The following is an 18,320-nucleotide window of genomic DNA, read 5'->3' as shown; positions in this document are numbered from 1 at the left end:
ACTACTGAATAGGTCTTTCGCCACTGTTTTGCAGTGGCGCTTTTATTTGTCCCTACATAACCTTAACCCAGTCGATTGAATTATCTCATTTAATGCCGATGGCGTAATGGGCTGGTTGTACCTACCATTGCTGAGTTGATGGCGCTATCTCTACAGGCACACCGTTCTGAGCAAAAATGACAGATTTGGCTTTCGAATTAGAGATATCGGCTGCATCTAGCCACCACTTCAACTCAATAGGCATCGTTAAAGACTTTTTAGAACCATCGCTGCGAGTTAACGGCTCATGTGCCTCAATAAAGACACTACGGTCGGGCTCCAATGCTACTTTAATCGGTTCATTGATGATCGTGACCTTTTCACCCCTATCCACTTTCTCAAACAGCCATTCAATATCTTTCGGCTCCATGCGAATGCAACCGGAACTGACGCGTAAGCCGATACCAAAGTCTTTATTGGTTCCGTGGATAAGATAATCTCCGATACCGTAAGCTAACCTTAACGCATATTCCCCTAACGGATTTTCTGGTCCGGCAGGGACGACTGGCGGCAGCTCAATGCCTTTACTCAAATACTCCTCGCGAATGGACTTCGGCGGTGTCCATGTTGGATTCGGTCGTTTCTGACTAATCGTCGTTATCATCTCTGGTGTATCCCGCCCTACTCGGCCTATCCCCACAGGAAACACATGCACAAGATTTTTCTCTGGTTCGAAATAGTAAAGTCTTAACTCGGCGAGATTGATGACAATACCTTCACGTGGTGTATCAGGAAGGATAAAGCGGCTAGGGATAGTCAGCACATAACCTTCCGCTGGCAAGAATGGGTCGACACCTTTGTTGGCTGCCATTAAAGACAAAAAGCCAATATCATACTCCTTAGCGATCAGAGCTAACGTTTCTCCAGCAACCACTTCATGGTGCTGTATTCGACCAACAACATGGCTGTCACTCGGAGGTAATTCAAAAGTTGCTCCAGTGCTCAAAGCGGAATAAAAGGCAGTGGTTAGCATTAACGCAATGGCAATGCGTTTTTTTGCTGTTCGTTTTATTACTACGTTACGAAGCGTTGAACTCAAGCGGTACGACATAAACAACCCTTTTTTATTATTATCATTTTAGATTACTGTTGAATCCTTGTCTCGACAATGCTCATAAATGGTGTTTCACATACGAATCACACCATTTTCGCTACTCCCTACCTCTCAAATCCACAAATCTCGACTTGGCAAAATCGATTGCCTCTACGCTTTCAACATTTTTAGTTATTAATGATCGAACAATGGTTGGAAACGCCTCTTTTTGTGACACGCTTCTCAAGGAACACCGTTTTAACTCGCTAATATTGCCTCAACGAAACGAATTCAATTCAACAGAAACGGTAATTGAAAATTCTGTTCCTATCATTACCGCTATAAATTTGGAGAACGACGATGGCTACACCTCATATTAACGCACAAGCTGGTGATTTCGCTGAAACTGTACTGATGCCGGGCGACCCGCTTCGCGCAAAATACATTGCTGAAACATTCCTTGATGACGTGAAGCAAGTTTGTGATGTTCGTAACATGTTTGGCTACACTGGCACTTACAAAGGTAAGAAAGTTTCTGTAATGGGCCACGGCATGGGTATCCCTTCATGCTGCATCTACGTTCACGAACTTATTGCTGAGTACGGTGTAAAAAATGTTATCCGTGTTGGTAGCTGTGGCGCGGTACGTGACGACGTTAAACTTATGGACGTTGTTATTGGTATGGGCGCGTCAACTGACTCTAAAGTTAACCGCATTCGTTTTAACGATCACGACTTTGCAGCAATCGCGGATTTCGGTCTTCTAGAAGAAGCAGTAAACCAAGCGCGTGCTCAAGAAGTACCAGTGAAAGTAGGTAACGTATTCTCTGCAGACCTATTCTACACACCAGAAGCAGACATCTTTGAGAAGATGGAAAAACTAGGCATCCTAGGTGTCGATATGGAAGCTGCAGGTATCTACGGTGTTGCTGCGGATCTAGGCGCGAAAGCACTAACAATCTTAACCGTTTCAGACCACATCATCCGTGGTGAGAAACTGAGCTCTGAAGAGCGTCAAAAATCGTTCAACGACATGATGAAAGTAGCTCTAGAAACCGCTATCAACATCTAATCATTGAATAACGGTACTTTGAAAAGCAATACCCCGCAGCCAAGTTCGCTTGGCTGCCCAAATAATCCCGAGGGGGCGATCGTGTCCAACGACGAGCTGCCAAAAGACGCGGACGGTTTACAACTCAACTTTTGTAAAACATTGGCGTGTGACAACTTTGGCTTGAGCGATGCAAAGCGTTACGTTTTGCAACATGCAAACCCAAAGCGTCCAGCGATGGTTTGTCGTGAATGTGGGGCTTTCCCCCCCTTACTTAACAACCATGAAGTTTTGAATGAACTTCATCGGCTTCGTCACCTACATAGTGACGGCCTTCCAGCTTGTCGCAATGATGATTGCGATAACTTTGGGCTTTCTGTTCACACTCACAAACACCTTTACCATGCTTTCGGCTATAGTGGAGATAGGCAACGCTATCGCTGCAAAGATTGTCAGTCGACGTTTGTTGATAAATGGTCAGGCTCTAACAAGAAACTGCAATTCCAAGAAAACCTCATGGGTCTTCTGTTCATGGGTTACTCTGTACGTGAAATATGCCGTAAGCTAGAGATCAACCCGAAAACCTTCTACGATCACGTGGATCATATCGCGAGCCGCTGTAGACGCAAACTGGCGATGATCGATGCACGCTGGGTGAATCACGCAAAAGATTACCAATTTGCGTCCCACTACCAACGCCTTCAGCCACATAGCAACAACGGCGTTTTATGGATCGCGACCGGTGAAGCCCACTCTGGCTACATTCTTTGCCAACACGTCAACTACTCTCAAAATGAAGAGCCCGTTGGCAATGTTGACCACAACCCATATGACTCTGTTGCTCGGTTCGTCTCAAAAGAGCACTCTTCCGAAGCTAACATAGAGTTACCAACCTCTTCTGACGATCTTAAAAAACGTATTGAGCAGCAATATCAAGTGATACTCGCTCGTGGCAATGTCGAAGACCCTATGGGTAACCTCACCTCTTTCAGCTATCCGTCTAAAGGGGCTTTGGTTCGTCCACCTTATACTTCCTATGCTCATTTCTTACATGTGCTAGACATGTGCGACGAGAGCAAGCCTGTTTCTATTTACTTACCTCAAGATCCTCTACTACGTTCAGCGGCATTGAGTGTCTGCCTACCAAGAATCCAAAACAACAACGTCAACCTGATGTATGTCGAAGAAGATGCCTTATGGGACGATCATCTAGGGTTTGATAAAATCGATGTTGTGCACATGAGTTGGTGGCGAGATCGTTGGGCGATAGCTAATCAAGGTGAAAAGCAAAAAGGTATCTGTTACTTAGCGGGTAACAACAGTCAACCAGAACATTGGTTCGAGCACGCTTCTCTTAAACAGACCAAGTTCTATCAACAGCGCTTCCAAGTTCTATTTGACGGCTTCATTAACGAACCAAGACGTAAACTGCGTCCTGCTGGTATCCTTCCTCTGCTCGATATCTTTAGAGCTTGGCATAATTTATGCTACCAAGATAAAGAGGGGCTAACTGCAGCACAACGCTTAAATGTTGCCGAACGACCTCTTACCTTGAAGCAGCTACTGTCGTAACAAAAAGCAAACCATCTAGCTGAATATGCTAGAAGTTATTGAATACCAAGTAATAACATGAGATAGCACTCATTAATCAACAAAGATCATTACTTGGTATCACCTCTTTGTTAGATAATTAGTGCTTATCCTAAATCACACATTTATAATGATGATATTATCAGTACGTTCGATAATAATGGACTTAAGCCTTGGACAAAAACCAGTATCTAATTGAAACAGAGCTTGAACAACTCAAAAAACGTATAGACTCGGAACCGGCCGTTGTCTTTGAAGTGGCTGAGCAATGCTTGGTGAGAGCAGAACAGGTTCTGTTTGAAGAGGGGGCGATTCGATCATTGATGTTGATGTCTCGTTGCTGCTGGAACCTAATGGACTATCGTAAAGGTTTAAAATGCATTAAGGAAGCGTATAAACGCCAAAGCCGACTCGATACTGATCTCTTTCTTCCTGAAATCCTTCACCTTCATGCACTCCAGTTCTGGGGTCAAGCAAAATACTACTCTGCTCAACAATATTGGATTAATGCGCTCGAACAATCCGCATTAGTCGACGAACTCGAAATCCAGATCGAATGTCTCATCGGGCTGGGTAATATCTGGCGTATCACTCATGAGTACATGCTCGCACGTTCGACCCACCAGCTTGCCGTAAAAGTGGCAAACAATAGCCGAATTGGGTGGCTAGAGGGGAAAGCGAGAATCCTACTGGCGTGGGATTACTATCTACTTAACAATTACGTTGAGATGCTATCAGTGCTTGACGGTGCGGAAGAAGCCTTAAAAAATCACCCCGACAACACATGGCATGCTGAAGTATGGGACTTTAGAGGGCTTGCCTTGCTTGGACTTGAACGCCTTGATGACGCTGAACAAGCGACCGCCAAAGCTCATAAACTTGCCGTTGAACACAACCTTGTGTGGATGAAAGCGCACTCTTTTATTAGTCGTGCCCGCTTAGAATTGTTGAGAAAGCGACCACATCAAGCGTCTGAACTACTCGCCCATGCGGAGCAGTCAGCCAACGAGTTTGATAATGGAGAACTACTCAGCCAAATTTGCTACCAACAGTCTTTGGTTGCAGAAGAGAACCAAGATTATCAAGCGGCACTAGTGGCGTTTAAAAAATACCGCCAACATTCGACCAACATGCTTCGTGAGCAGACTACGCGTGTCGGATTAGACAAAGCGCGCAGCTCCAAACGTCAACTCGAACAACGCGCTCGCAAGTTGATTAACCGTATTCGCGGCCAATACGAGTATGACCCAGAGAAACAACTTTCTCATGTGGTATCGGAGACATATTGGTGGGAGCAGCTGGTGCTTTTCAAAACTGAGCTTAAGCGCTCTAACCGCAGCATCATTATGTTCCAGCATGACGACCCTAGCTATCTCGACGTATGTACAGAACTCGCTCACACCTTCTGCAACCAAGAAGATTTTATCTCACGCTTGAGCGGTGAACGTGTTGCGCTCATGTTGGCCGAAAAGGGCAATGCTGCACAAGCTGTCTTCGATAAACTGACGACCATGCTCAACATCTATCCTTGGCACAGAAAGGGACTCAAAGGTGCGCCACCGGTTGTGACACTTCACGACATTTTGACCTTCCCGTTCACCTTAGAACAATTAGAAGAAGACGAAGCTGAGAAAGAGATTCATGGAAACGCTATTAAATAAGATCACGGACGCGGGCTTAGACCCTTCTTCTGTTTCTGGTGAAGAAGCGCTCATTTTCTGGGACCACATTCGCCAACACATCGCGACCACACAACAAGAGCAAGCACACTGCTACATTATTAGTTCTGAGTACCGCGCGGAATTGCAACAGAATCAAATCAGTATTGATGAACTGCGCGCAGCGCTCGATCTTCTCACTTTACCGAATGATGTTGAAGATATACTAACGATAAAAACGAGCCTGAGTAATCGCTTAGTTGAAACCAGTGACTACACTGCTGCACTTAACGAATTTATTAGCTCATCAACCATTGCCATAGAGCACGGGCATATTGACGAGTATGTGATGTCTATTTTAGGTATGGGTAACCTTTGTGATGCTTACGGCGACCACAACAGAGCACTGCGGTATTACCAAAAAATCAGCAGTATCGATCAAGCCATCAGTAGTCGACTACTGCGCTTGAAGTTCAAACTGCATATGGTAGCTAGCTTACTTCATCTCAATCGAGTCACTGCCGCAAGCGATCTGCTCCTCGAATGTGAAGAGCTGAGTATATTGGTGAGTAATAAGCTAGTGACCGCGCAGATCTCGCTCTACCAAGCCAAAGTTTATCGTGCTCAGAAAAAATATCACGATGCCTTACGTTGTCTATCTTCTGTGCAGTATACCTCGACCAATACACAGGCGAGTTGGTTAGCCACTATGATTCGCTTAGAACTCGCGCACTGCTTAGCCATCATCAACAAGCAAGAATACGCGAGTATGATCCTTGAAAGCACCAGCAAGAGAGTAAAAAGTTACTCATCGCCTGTGTTGGCTAAGCTCTTCTACGATTCGATGAGTGAAGTTTGTATGCACCAAGGGCGCTATAAAGAAGCGTTAGAGCATGAAAAAAAGGGCTACCGAATAGAAACTGATCTCATGAAACGGATCCCAATCAGCGAACTCGGCGCAAATCAACTTCGTCGACTATCCCGTTTCGATATGCAGTTAAAACTCATTTTATCGGAACAAGAGAACAAAGAGCTTAAAGAGACCACTGAGCAACACAAAAATGCCGTCGCTCAACTTCAGCAAGACGTGTTTACCGACCCATTGACAGGACTACATAATCGTCGATGGCTGGATGTGAAGCTCAAAGACCTTATCATTCACAATACGCCATTTGCACTGATGGTGGTTGATATCGACCATTTCAAATCAATCAACGATGAATTGAGCCACTTAGTCGGTGATAAAGCGATTGTGAGTGTAGCGCAGGAGTTAGCGGGCTACTTTAAATTCCGTGGCGCTTCTTGTGTGCGCTTTGGTGGGGAGGAGTTCTTAGTTATTCTAGAAAACGCCACTCAAGCACAAGCCGTTATGCACGCCGAGAATTATCGAGAGCGCATCTTCCAATTTGGCTGGCATGAAATATTGGGAGAACGAGGGTTAACCGTCAGTGTCGGCATAACATTACACCGTGATGGCGAGAACACGCAGCGCACTTTCTACCGTGCTGATAAGGCACTCTACCGCGCCAAAGCGAATGGGCGAAATCAAGTCTGTACAGAGTAAGCTCATCTGTACCGAGCACCTAGCGTGATACTTACACTCGACCAATAGCAGCCATGAAATAGAGAGGGTATCGCCTCTCTATTTACTCTCTACACACTCAAAGAAAAAACAGAGAAATACCACCTACAGCGCACAAAGTACCTAACAAACTCTGCTTGGATATGGACTCCCCTTTTAAGAGGTAAATAACCAAAATAAACACAGGACTCGTGGCAATCAGTGTCTGTGCAATCGCAGGGTTGGCGTGTTTAAGCGCAACTTGTTGAAGCCAGAGTGCGAGGAAAGTTCCTACGAAAATCGCACCTAATAGCCAAGCTTTGTCGTTTTTGCCCATCTGCTTTAAGTGTTTAGCCATGTCAGAAAATGGCTTCGGTTCAAAGAATCGAATCATTAACATCACCGCAAAAACACCAACAGCCAAACGAATCAAAGCACCGAGTAAAGGCGGAATATCGCCGGCGACCAGTGCATAGTGTGAAATGACCACACCGGATGCCTGACAAACACTGGCCAACAAACCGTAACCAACACCACTCCAATCAACACTTTGATCTTGCTGATTAGGCTGAAATACCACAAAGGTCACTGCAAGTGTGGTGATAATCACTCCAAGCCAGCTCTGTAGAGAGAGTGTGGCACCGAGCAACATTAAAGCCAACACGCCAGATAAAGGCGGTGCGAGCGATTCTAACAGCAGTGTCTTATTTGCTCCTATTCTTTTCAATGATGCAAAATAAGCGCTGTCTCCTATCGCGATTCCTATGATTCCAGATACCGCCAATACAAGTATATGATTCGACTCTAATTCGATCTCAGGCGCCGGCATCAGAGGGATTACAATAACCATCATTGCAGACGCGACTACCCCTTTGACAATATTCAACTGCATCGCTGAAAAACGGTGACTAAACTGACTGTAGATCCAAGTTGCCCCAGCCCAGACAATCGCTGCTCCGATTGCAGCGACTTCACCTATGTAACTCATTGACTCACCCGTTTGTTCACTATGTCTTGCTCCTTGGTTCAAATCAGTAAGTGCACACTAACAAAGTGCTACACTAGTGGCTATTCCTTGCCGAACAATGCTCGTTCTAGAAATCCCCCTCAAACAAATCATTTTTATAACAATTACTTGTGCGATAGCGTACTATATTGATAAACCACAAATATCATTACAAGGACCTGTTATGTTTTTAGACTATTTTGCACTAGGTTTGCTGATTTTTGTTGCACTGGTCATTTTTTACGGAATCATCGTGATTCATGATATCCCTTATGAAATCGCTAAAGAACGTAACCACCCTCATCAAGACGCGATTCATGTTTCCGGTTGGGTTAGCCTATTTACGCTTCATACTATCTGGCCATTTCTCTGGATTTGGGCAACGTTATGGCGTACGGACCGAGGTTGGGGTTTCGCTAAATTAGAAGAGGAACAACACGACACTCACCACCGTGTAGATGCGCTTATCGACCAAGTCACAGAACTTCAACAAGAGGTTGCAACGCTCAAACAAGCAGTAGCAACACAAGCTTCATCAGAAACTCCAAGCCAAGAAAAGTCTAAGAGTCAGGAGGTTAAGTAATGGATTTACTACTGATAATGACCTATGCGGCGCTCTGTATCACCATTTTCAAAGTGTTTAATATCCCTCTTAACAAATGGACCGTACCAACCGCGGTTCTAGGTGGCGTACTCATCATTGGCACCCTTATCCTGTTAATGAACTACAATCATCCATTCACTCAAATTGGCAACCAAGTCTACTCAACCACACCCATCGTTTCAGGTGTCAGAGGTAAGGTCATAGAGGTACCGGTTGAACCAAACAAACCACTGAAAAAAGGTGACATCCTATTTAAGATCGACCCTATCCCATTTGAAGCAGAAGTGGCGAAATTGGAAGCGAAAGTAAAAGAGGCAAGCCAAGGTGCGTTAGGTCTTGAATCTCAGGTTGCTGAAGCGGAAGCGGCAAAGATCAAAGCGATTGCAGAGCGTGACAAAGCTCAACGTGAGTTTTCTCGATACCAACGAGGCTTCAACAGTGGCGCGTTCACCGAGCAACAACTGGATACTCGTCGTCAAGCTTATAAAGCAGCGGAAGCGGCACTTAAAGTAGCGGAAGCAAGTCAAGAACAAGCACAGATTGCCCTCAATTCAGAAATAGGTGGCGAAAACACGGCAGTAGCTGGCTTATTGGCTGACTTACGTAAAGCACAATTCGATCTTGACCAAACGGTAGTTCGTGCCCCAACAGACGGCTACGTTACTCAATTGGCTCTGCGACCTGGTGTTATGGCGGTGCCGCTGCCACTCGCACCTGTCATGACCTTTGTTCACACTGAAGAGCAATTCTATACCGCTGCATTCCGTCAGAACTCACTACAACGTCTAAAACCGGGCTTTGAAGCTGAATTCCTATTCCGAGCGCTTCCAGGCAAAGTATTCAAAGGGCGCATTGAAGAGGTGCTTCCAGCTATTGGTGAAAGTCAATTCCAAGCGCGCGGTGCTCTTCTTGGTACTGAAGCACTCAAAACCAGTGGTCGCGTGTTCGTTAAGCTCACGATTACGGATGACCTTTCGGAGTACCACCTTCCAATGGGTACAGCGGTTGAAGTTGCGGTGTATTCTGATAGCTTTAGCCACGTATCCGTAATGCGTAAGGTTTTGATTCGCATGAAGAGTTGGCAAAACTACCTTTACTTAGATCACTAACCTCTCAAAACGTGCTCATTCGAGTGTTAACAGCAAAACCAAAAAGTCAGACATTGTCTGGCTTTTTAGTTGTCTGAGGTCAAAAACTCCTCATCTCCGTCACCCTTTAACCAAGCCCTTAACATATATAGACATCCAGACACTTATCTTTCCTTATGGCGTATTTCTACTGTATAATGCGCGCCTTATTTTTTGAATTTGCCTAAAAAATCGTCTTTAAGACTTCTTATAATTCAATGGCAAATAAACGCTCTTTATAAAGCAAATTTTTCATTTGAGGTTATCTATGAACTTTTCAGCGAAAACTGTCGTTGTCATTGCCATCGGCGCTGCCCTATATGGCATTGGTGGTCTACCTATGTTTGGTGTGCCTGTCTTTGCCAACACCACTCTTAAGCCCGCAATGGCAGTGCTTGCGCTGTTCTCTGTACTATTTGGCCCTATCGTAGGTTTCCTTGTCGGCTTTATCGGCCACTGGGTTACCGACCTTTTCGCTGGTTGGGGCGTTTGGCTAACCTGGGTACTAGGTTCAGGAATCGTGGGTATGGTCATTGGTCTATTCCCAGTAATGACTAAGAACCGCCTCGCTCAAGGTGAACTACCAATGAAAGATTTTGCCTTGTTCGTCATTTTAGCGCTAGCGGGGAACGTGGTAGGTTACGGCTGCTCAGCTTTCTTAGACACCATTCTTTACGCAGAACCGTTCACTAAGGTCTTCACACAACTTTCTATCATTGCTGCAGGCAACACCGTGCTGATCGCTGTTGTTGGTTTCCTAATTTTGAAATCTGTTGCAAAACGCAATAAGCAAAGCCGTAACCTAACAGAGGCATAAGCGTTTAATGACTATTGCATTTTCGAACTTCTCTTTTAGATATGAGTCGCTGGATAAACCGACGCTAAAAAATATCAATCTAAGGATAGAGAAAGGAGAGAAAATCGTCATTATCGGACCAAGTGGCAGCGGCAAGTCTACCCTTGGTCAATGTTTAAATGGCTTAATCCCTCACGCTACAAAAGGCGAAGTGAACGGTAAATTGGAGATGTCAGGCAAAGATTGCGCTAGCTTCTCTATGCATGACTTTACCGAACAAGTCGGCACCGTTCTTCAAGACACGGACAGCCAGTTTGTTGGTCTTAGCATCGGTGAAGATATTGCCTTTGCTCTAGAAAACCAACTGATGTCAAACATCGACATGTATCCGTTAGTGAAATCGACCGCAAAGATGGTCGACCTAGCAGACATGCTTGAACGTTCGCCTCACGACCTCTCTGGCGGCCAGAAACAGCGTGTTTCACTGGCGGGCATTCTTGTTGACGAAGTAGATACACTACTCTTTGATGAGCCGTTAGCGAGCTTAGACCCAAAGACGGGCAAAGCGGCTATAGAGATCATCGATCAACTGCATCGTGAAACCAACAAAACCGTCATTATTATCGAGCATCGTCTTGAGGATGTGCTGCATCGTCATGTCGACCGCGTTATTCTGATGGACCAAGGTGAGATCATTTCCGACTCGACGCCTGATGAGCTACTTGCGTCAGGACTTCTCGAAAAGCACGGGATCCGTGAACCGCTGTACCTTTCAGCCTTAAAAGCCGCACAGGTGCCACTTTCAGCAAAGGACACCCTTTCGAACTTAAAGTCTTTGGATTACAAAGCGTTTAGGCCAACAGTTCAAGGTTGGTTTAACCAGCGTCCACCAGCACAAGCTGAAAAGCAATATACGCCATTACTTGAAGTACATGGGCTTACGTACTCTTATGACGGTGAAAAGAACGCGCTTGAAGATGTCAGTTTTAAAATAGGCAAAGGTGAGTTTGTTTCGATCTTAGGCAAAAATGGCTCGGGTAAATCGACCATCACTAAGTTGATTATGGGTGTGATTGAAGCGGATTCCGGATCTGCTTACCTCAATGGCGAAGACCTGAGTACGCTCTCTATTTTTGAGCGTAGCCAGAAAGTCGGTGTGGTTATGCAAAACCCAAATCATATGATTTCACACCATATGATTTTCGACGAAGTGGCATTCGGTCTGCGTAATCGTGGTATTGATGAAGAGACCATCAAACAGAAGGTGGAGTCAGTACTGGGGCTTTGCGGCTTAAGCAAGTTCCGTCACTGGCCAATTGAGGCTCTAAGCTACGGACAAAAGAAGCGAGTCACCATTGCAGCTATTCTTGTTCTTGAGCCTGAGTTGTTAATCCTCGATGAGCCAACAGCTGGTCAAGACTATCGTAACTACACCTCTATGTTGGCGTTCATCCAAAAGCTAAACAAAGAGTTGGGGATTACCGTGGTGATCATCTCTCATGACATGCACCTGGTGCTTGAGTACACCACGCGCTCTATTGTTATTGCAGACAGCAAACTTATCGCCAACGCACCGATGACTGAAGTGTTTAGCCAACCTTCATTGTTAGATCGTGCCAACTTGTGTACCACCAGTATTTACGAACTTGCGACCATGATGAAAATCGAGGATACCAACGCATTTATGCAGTACTTCATCGACTACGAGAGAAGCGCAATATGAACGCCTCTAAGATAAAGTTTGGTATCAACTATATTGATACTCAGTCCCCACTGCACGCATTAAACGGCATCACTAAGTTTGCACTGTTTCTGGCCTGGGTAACGGTAGTACTGACCACCTTTGATCTGCGCTTAATCGTATTGCTGATCACGACTGGTCTATTGCTGCTTAGAATGACAAGAGTACCGGTCAGTGTTTATAAGCCACTGCTGATTGGTACAGTTAGTGTTCTGAGTTTGAATGCGTTGTTTATGTATCTGCTTGCTCCTCAACAAGGTACCGAGCTGATTGGTAGCGAACATATTCTACTGACTCTGCCGGGTAACTACTCTTTGAGCCAAGAGACACTGTTTTATCTTATAACAGTGACTCTGAAGTACATGAGCATGTTCCCTATTGCATTAATTTTTGTGTTTACAACGCACCCAACAGAGTTTGCAGCAAGCCTTAACCGCATTGGCGTGCCTTATAAGATCGCTTATGCAGTTAGTCTAACATTGCGTTACCTACCAGAGGTGAAAAAGGACTTCATCAACATCATGCATGCCCAACAAGCACGCGGGGTTGAGCTGTCCAAGAAAGCGCCGCTTGTAGCTCGCATTAAGAATGTTGCTAAGATCTTGGGTCCACTCATCTTTTCGAGTTTAGACCGCGCTGATGAGATTTCAAACGCGATGACACTACGTGGTTTTGGACGTCATAAGTCACGCACTTGGTTCAGTACAGCGCCGCTTAAGAGGGCAGATTACATCGCTCTGGTTGTTATTGTGCTGATTGTCGTTCTGGCAATTACCAAACGAGTATTAGAACCAGAGCTGTTTTGGTATCCCTTCTAATTAGCTCTCACTTTAAAATACTAAGTTATGCAAAGCCGCTTTTACCAAGTGGCTTTTTTTATTTGTTATTTTTAAAACTTATTTTTTCATAAAAATTAATATAAATTAATTGTTTCATAATTGCGATATCTTAGTTACCCGATTACCATACCCTAAATTCAGAACAGCATTCCAATATACATGGCTCGCATTACCCAACAACAGAAACTCGAAAACCAACAAAAGTACAATCAGGTCGTTCTAGAACTATTCTTAACCGAAGGTCATGAGTCGCTGACGTACGCACGTATCGCCAAAGAAATTGGCGTGAGCCTAACAACACTGCAAGGTTATTTTCCATCAACTCGCGCGATTAGAGCGGTACTACACGGCCACATTCTGCCAGTTCTTATGCAACCTCTGAATTTTTCTAGTGAAGATGCTTTCTACGATTCATGGGACAAAGCACTAGAAGAGCCACCATTTCAAAGTGTCATCAAACTGATTTTCTTTCATGCATCACAAGCGGAACCGTCTGACAGTTTCGATCTACATGCTGAGGGCGAATTTCGTGAAAAAGTTCGCGAGAGTTTTGGTGAAAATGCTAGACGAGTCATTGAAATCGTCATCGGCCGTTCACTTCTCAAGCTGACAGATTTCCGACCTAGCTAAATAAACTACCGAGTAGTGAGACTTAGAACTCGATAATTCAATACAAAAATGGGAGCCCTGAGGCTCCCATTTTGCTTTCATCTTACTGGATGATCTGTAGACATTAGTTCAACTTGTAGAACACTGTCGCCAATGGTGGAAGTCTTAGTTCGATCGAGGTATCTAGCCCTTCGCTCTGAACCGCTTCGATTTTAGCGACCTTTTTCACTTCAAAACCACTGCCGTGGTATTTAGCATCATCAGTATTGAGTAATAGGCTGTACTGACCCTGCGCCGGCACACCTAAGCGGAAGTGCTCGTGCGGTACTGGCGTAAAGTTCGATACCACCAATACGCGTTCACCTGATTCACTGATACGCTCATGAGCCAAGATACTCGCTTCCGCAGAGTCTTGAAGACGCCACTCAAAGCCTTTCGGGTCGAAGTCCAAATCATGCATCGCCGCTTCATTACGGTATAGATGGTTAAGATCTTTCGTTAGTTTTTGAACACCTTGGTGACGTTCGTAGTCTAACAAGAACCACTGTAATTGATCGTCGTGGTTCCACTCTGCTGTTTGACCGAACTCAGCGCCCATAAAGTTAAGCTTCTTACCCGGCTGTGCGTACATGTAACCCATGTAAGCACGGAGGTTAGCCGTTTGCTGCCATTCATCACCCGGCATCTTATTGTGAATAGAACCCTTACCGTAAACCACTTCATCGTGCGACAGAGACAATACGTAGTTTTCACTATGCGCGTAAACGAGTGGGAAAGTAATGGTGTCGTGGTGATATTTACGGTTAATTGGATCTTCTTGAATGTAAGACAAGCTATCGTGCATCCAACCCATATTCCACTTAAAGCCAAAGCCCAAACCGCCCATGAATGTCGGTGCGGATACACCTGGGAATGCCGTTGACTCTTCCGCAATAGTCATTGCATTCGGGAAGTGTTTGTACACCTCTTCGTTCATCCATTTCAATGTTGCGATGGCATCGTAGTTCTCATTGCCACCGTCGACATTTGGCACCCATTGGTCATGGCTACGTGAGTAGTCTAGGTAAAGCATCGATGCCACTGCATCTACACGAATGCCATCGATATGGAACTGCTCAAACCAATACAAAGCATTCGACACTAGGAAACGACGAACATGCTCACGGCCTAGATCGTAGATGTACGAGTTCCAATCCTGATGCCAGCCGCGACGCGGATCTGGATCGTGGAACAGAGGCGTGCCATCGAAGTTAGCCAAACCATGATCATCGCTTGGAAAGTGTGCTGGAACCCAGTCAAGCACCACGCCAAGACCGGCTTGGTGGCACTGATCCACAAAGTATTTGAAATCGTCTGGTGAGCCAAAACGGCTCGTTGGTGCAAATAGACCAACAGGTTGATAACCCCATGATCCGTAGAACGGGTGCTCTGAAACCGGCATCAATTCTACGTGGGTGTAACCAAGATCCGTTAGGTATGGAATCAGCTCTTTTGCAAGATCGCGGTAGTTTAAGAAATCACCATTAGCGTCACGCTTCCAAGAACCAGCGTGCAGCTCGTAGAACGACAATGCTTCTTTACGCTTTTCCGTTACTGGACGGCTTTGCCACTGGCTGTCTTGCCATTGGTAACGAGCGTGATCATAAGTCACCGACGAGAACGATGGGTATTGTTCAGAATAGAAGCCCCAAGGGTCCGCTTTGTGCGGTAGACCTTCGCCATTTGGACCTTTCAGTTCGAACTTATACTGCGCGCCCTCTTCTAGCTCAGGGATAAATAGCCCCCAAATGCCATAGTCAAGACGCTGCATTGGGTGACGACGGCCATCCCAAGAGTTGAAGTTACCCACTAAGCTCACCGCAGAAGCGTGAGGTGCGTAAACTAAGAATCGAGTACCAGAGATTGAATCCCCGTCACGCTCTAAGGTAATAAACTGAGCGCCCATGTGATGGTACATATCTTTTGGCGTATGCAGCGCTTCATAGCTCGCATACAATTCATGGTATTGATAAGGGTCATCTAAGATTTGCTCTACGCCTGCCCAATCAATCGCCAGCTTGTAGTGGGTAAAACGCAGATCACGCTCTTGCTTTAAGACAAAACCACTGTCGCCTTCTCGCATTAATTCTACACGAGGCTCGTCACCAACAATCAGCTCAACTTTGTCTGCGCCCGGGATCCATACACGTAATGCACCTTCATCAGAAGGAAGATATGGACCTAAACATGAGAATGGGTCTGCAAACGAAGCCTGTGATAGTTGGGTATATATTTGTTCTTGCTTTGAAATTGAACTCATTTCCAAAACCTTTCTCCCTAACCAAACATCCAAAAAATATAAAATAAAAATGCCCGCTATGGATGCGGGCAATATAACGACGATTTATTGTACCTGACGTACGAAAACCTTTGAGTGACCAAGATTATAGTTTCTTATGCAACAAGCAAAAATCTCAGTATTATCGGGCCACTCAAACATATTAGTTACCTGCTTTTTCACGAACTTCAGTCAAGCGAGAAGCAATACGGTTCACACCATCATGCGCAAAAATCTCATCAAGGTTCATCGATAACTTACGACGCCAGTTAGGGTATTCGTCTACCGTACCTGGAATATTTACTGGCTGATCCATCTCTAGCCAGTCTTCAAGCTGAACGCTTAATAGCGTCGAAGATCCAGCCGCAACGTGAAGTTGTAGCGCTTCTGCTAGGTAAGAGTCCATCGGTACTTGGCTCGCATCGCGACCTACACCATCCGGTAGGAAACCATGCCATGCCACAGAATCTAAGATGCCCTGCTTACACTCCAGTCGATCATCAAACAAACCATTCAACTGTTCTTGGTTCGGATACAGACCAATCTCTTGACCCATTTTCAGATCATCACAGTGCCAGAAACCACGCAGTGTCGGCATATCGTGCGTACACAGTGCCGCCATTGATTGTGATGCGTAGTGTTTTGGTGAAATAAAGCCACCATCTTCTTCCGATGTTTCAAAGAAGAATACCTTATATGAGTGAACGCCAGCATCCGCTAAGATGTCAACGATTTCATCAGGCACAGTGCCCAAATCTTCACCAATTACCGAACACTGATAGCGGTGTGATTCAAGCGCTAGGATCGCTAGCATGTCTTGTACTGGGTAGTAGATGTAAGCGCCTTGTGTTGCATCTTCACCTTTGGGAATCCACCACAGACGCAATAGACCCAGTACGTGGTCGATACGTAGTGCACCACAGTGCTTCATGTTTGCGCGTAGTAGCTTGATATAAGCATCGTAGCCCGTCGCCTGAAGTACTTCTGGGTTTAGCGGTGGAAGACCCCAGTTTTGACCTAGAGGACCTAGAATGTCTGGTGGAGCACCAATGCTTGCATCCATTACTAGGTTGCCTTCATCCGCCCAAGTTTCGCTACCGGAATCAGCAACACCTACAGCAAGATCACGGTAAAGGCCGACAGCCATGCCCTTCTCTTCTGCTAAAGATTGCGCATCATTGATCTGACAATCAGCGAGCCATTGTAGGTACATGTATAGGTGTACTTTCTCAATGTTCTCTTTGATGTATTTTTGAGTCGCCGGGCTTTCAAATGTGCGGTATTTCTCTGGGAATACAGGCCAGCCCCACATGTTTGAATCTTCTGCGTGAAGCTCTGCATGCAGTGCATCGAACGCTGCTTGATGCATTAAGCTATCACCGCCCTCTTCGACGAACGACAAGAATGCTTGTGCACGGTCGCTGTTTTTATCTAGGTGACGATGTTTGAATTCAGTGAATAGTAGCGGAAGAATGCTCATCTTCAGCTCAGACACTTCTGTGTAGTTAACCCAGTGAGCATCGCGCGCTTTCTGCAGACGCTGCTGGAACTCTACGCTACCTACTGTTTGTTGCGCTTCTGCACTCAACGCGAACTCAGGTACAGAGCTCACATCGATGTACAGGATGTTCAACCAGCGGCGTGAAGATGGGCTGTATGGGCTTGCACCTTCTGGGTTTGCTGGAAACAGAGAGTGAATTGGGTTAAGACCCACGAAATCACCGCCGCGTGAAGCGATGTCCGCCACAAGCTGCTTGAGATCACCGAAGTCACCGATACCCCAGTTGTGTTGAGTGCGAAGCGTGTAAAGCTGAACACTTGGACCCCAAAGCTTCTTTCCCTGCTCAATTGGGCTCTGTTTGAAACACGCTTTTGGCGTAATAATAAGCGTCATTTCGTAAGGCTTTTTACGGCGCTTACGACTCACCACAAGTTTGTGATAACCCCATGCCAAATCACTTGGCAATGCAAACACTAAAGGGCCACCCTCTGCACGTTCGTCTCGTACAACTTGAGATTGAAGATAGCCTTCAAGTACCTCTCCTTGCTCAGTTTCTAAACGCCAGCTGAACTCACTTTCACGAGCACTCACACCTAGATTTAGTGCAACCTCTACAGGCTCACCATCGCGCAAGACAAGAACTGGATCTAATACATCTTTCTTGTGTTTTTTCTCTGCTGACTTAAGCAGAGCGTCGTCGCTGCTTGTGTCGTAGCCTAATGAAGCCAATAGACGAGTTAGTGTTTCGTCAGATACTTGTGCTTCATCGCCCCACGCACTTACGTAACTGTCGGCAAGGTTTGCCATTTCTGCGACTTGTTTTAATACGCTTTGTTCTTTCATCGCTCT

General features: G+C 45.5%; 14 protein-coding genes. 10 read left to right on the top strand and 4 right to left on the bottom strand.

Annotated features, from left to right (window positions below; genetic code table 11):
• Positions 1 to 121 precede the first annotated feature (121 nt).
• Entirely contained in the window at positions 122 to 1,090 is a 969-nt protein-coding gene (locus AC6I7V_RS18040; protein ID WP_498011795.1) for a L,D-transpeptidase family protein, read from the bottom strand.
• Between the two features lie 342 nt (positions 1,091 to 1,432).
• Here AC6I7V_RS18040 and deoD point away from each other — a divergent pair, with 342 nt between their 5' ends.
• From deoD to AC6I7V_RS18020, 4 genes are all read left to right on the top strand, one after another.
• A complete protein-coding gene (gene deoD, locus AC6I7V_RS18035) occupies positions 1,433 to 2,143 on the top strand; it encodes a purine-nucleoside phosphorylase (RefSeq protein ID WP_032550517.1) in 711 nt (236 codons plus the stop codon).
• Positions 2,144 to 2,224: 81 nt separating this feature from the next.
• Positions 2,225 to 3,694, top strand: a complete 1,470-nt coding sequence (locus AC6I7V_RS18030) for a lactate dehydrogenase (protein ID WP_255232148.1) — start codon at positions 2,225 to 2,227, stop codon at positions 3,692 to 3,694.
• A gap of 191 nt (positions 3,695 to 3,885) precedes the next feature.
• Positions 3,886 to 5,373 carry a tetratricopeptide repeat protein gene (locus tag AC6I7V_RS18025; RefSeq protein WP_498011794.1) on the top strand — a complete coding sequence of 496 codons (1,488 nt, stop codon included), beginning with the start codon at positions 3,886 to 3,888 and terminating at the stop codon, positions 5,371 to 5,373.
• Positions 5,354 to 6,934 carry a GGDEF domain-containing protein gene (locus tag AC6I7V_RS18020; RefSeq protein WP_498011793.1) on the top strand — a complete coding sequence of 527 codons (1,581 nt, stop codon included), beginning with the start codon at positions 5,354 to 5,356 and terminating at the stop codon, positions 6,932 to 6,934. Before AC6I7V_RS18025 ends, AC6I7V_RS18020 begins: the two co-directional genes overlap by 20 nt.
• 97 nt (positions 6,935 to 7,031) lie before the next feature.
• On the opposite strand, the gene AC6I7V_RS18015 is transcribed toward AC6I7V_RS18020, so the two are convergent.
• Positions 7,032 to 7,919: a DMT family transporter gene (locus AC6I7V_RS18015; protein WP_498011792.1), complete on the bottom strand. Its 888-nt coding sequence runs from the start codon at positions 7,917 to 7,919 to the stop codon at positions 7,032 to 7,034.
• Positions 7,920 to 8,121: 202 nt separating this feature from the next.
• Between AC6I7V_RS18015 and AC6I7V_RS18010 the strand changes: the two genes are divergently transcribed.
• From AC6I7V_RS18010 to AC6I7V_RS17985, 6 genes are all read left to right on the top strand, one after another.
• Positions 8,122 to 8,520 (top strand): DUF3302 domain-containing protein, encoded by a 399-nt coding sequence (locus AC6I7V_RS18010; RefSeq protein WP_255232152.1) that lies wholly within the window; start codon positions 8,122 to 8,124, stop codon positions 8,518 to 8,520.
• A complete protein-coding gene (locus tag AC6I7V_RS18005; RefSeq protein ID WP_255232153.1) occupies positions 8,520 to 9,650 on the top strand; it encodes an HlyD family secretion protein in 1,131 nt (376 codons plus the stop codon). Before AC6I7V_RS18010 ends, AC6I7V_RS18005 begins: the two co-directional genes overlap by 1 nt.
• A gap of 286 nt (positions 9,651 to 9,936) precedes the next feature.
• Positions 9,937 to 10,485, top strand: a complete 549-nt coding sequence (locus AC6I7V_RS18000) for an ECF-type riboflavin transporter substrate-binding protein (protein ID WP_032550524.1) — start codon at positions 9,937 to 9,939, stop codon at positions 10,483 to 10,485.
• 7 nt (positions 10,486 to 10,492) lie between these two features.
• Positions 10,493 to 12,187 carry an ABC transporter ATP-binding protein gene (locus AC6I7V_RS17995; RefSeq protein ID WP_498011791.1) on the top strand — a complete coding sequence of 565 codons (1,695 nt, stop codon included), beginning with the start codon at positions 10,493 to 10,495 and terminating at the stop codon, positions 12,185 to 12,187.
• Entirely contained in the window at positions 12,184 to 13,023 is an 840-nt protein-coding gene (locus AC6I7V_RS17990; protein ID WP_255232155.1) for an energy-coupling factor transporter transmembrane component T family protein, read from the top strand. The genes AC6I7V_RS17995 and AC6I7V_RS17990 overlap by 4 nt, the downstream gene beginning before the upstream one ends.
• 180 nt (positions 13,024 to 13,203) lie before the next feature.
• Complete coding sequence (locus tag AC6I7V_RS17985) at positions 13,204 to 13,674, top strand: TetR/AcrR family transcriptional regulator (protein WP_498011790.1); 471 nt, start codon at positions 13,204 to 13,206, stop codon at positions 13,672 to 13,674.
• Between the two features lie 103 nt (positions 13,675 to 13,777).
• Here the strand turns inward: AC6I7V_RS17985 and glgB are convergent, their stop codons facing one another.
• Positions 13,778 to 15,958 (bottom strand): 1,4-alpha-glucan branching protein GlgB, encoded by a 2,181-nt coding sequence (glgB, locus tag AC6I7V_RS17980; RefSeq protein WP_498011789.1) that lies wholly within the window; start codon positions 15,956 to 15,958, stop codon positions 13,778 to 13,780.
• A 175-nt stretch (positions 15,959 to 16,133) separates the two neighbouring features.
• Positions 16,134 to 18,314, bottom strand: a complete 2,181-nt coding sequence (malQ, locus tag AC6I7V_RS17975; RefSeq protein ID WP_498011788.1) for a 4-alpha-glucanotransferase — start codon at positions 18,312 to 18,314, stop codon at positions 16,134 to 16,136.
• Positions 18,315 to 18,320 lie beyond the last annotated feature (6 nt).

The sequence above is a fragment of the Vibrio sp. KUL70 genome, from assembly GCF_059725515.1.
The sequence above is the reverse complement of the archived record's forward strand: the minus strand, read 5'-3'. Positions and strand labels throughout refer to the sequence as shown.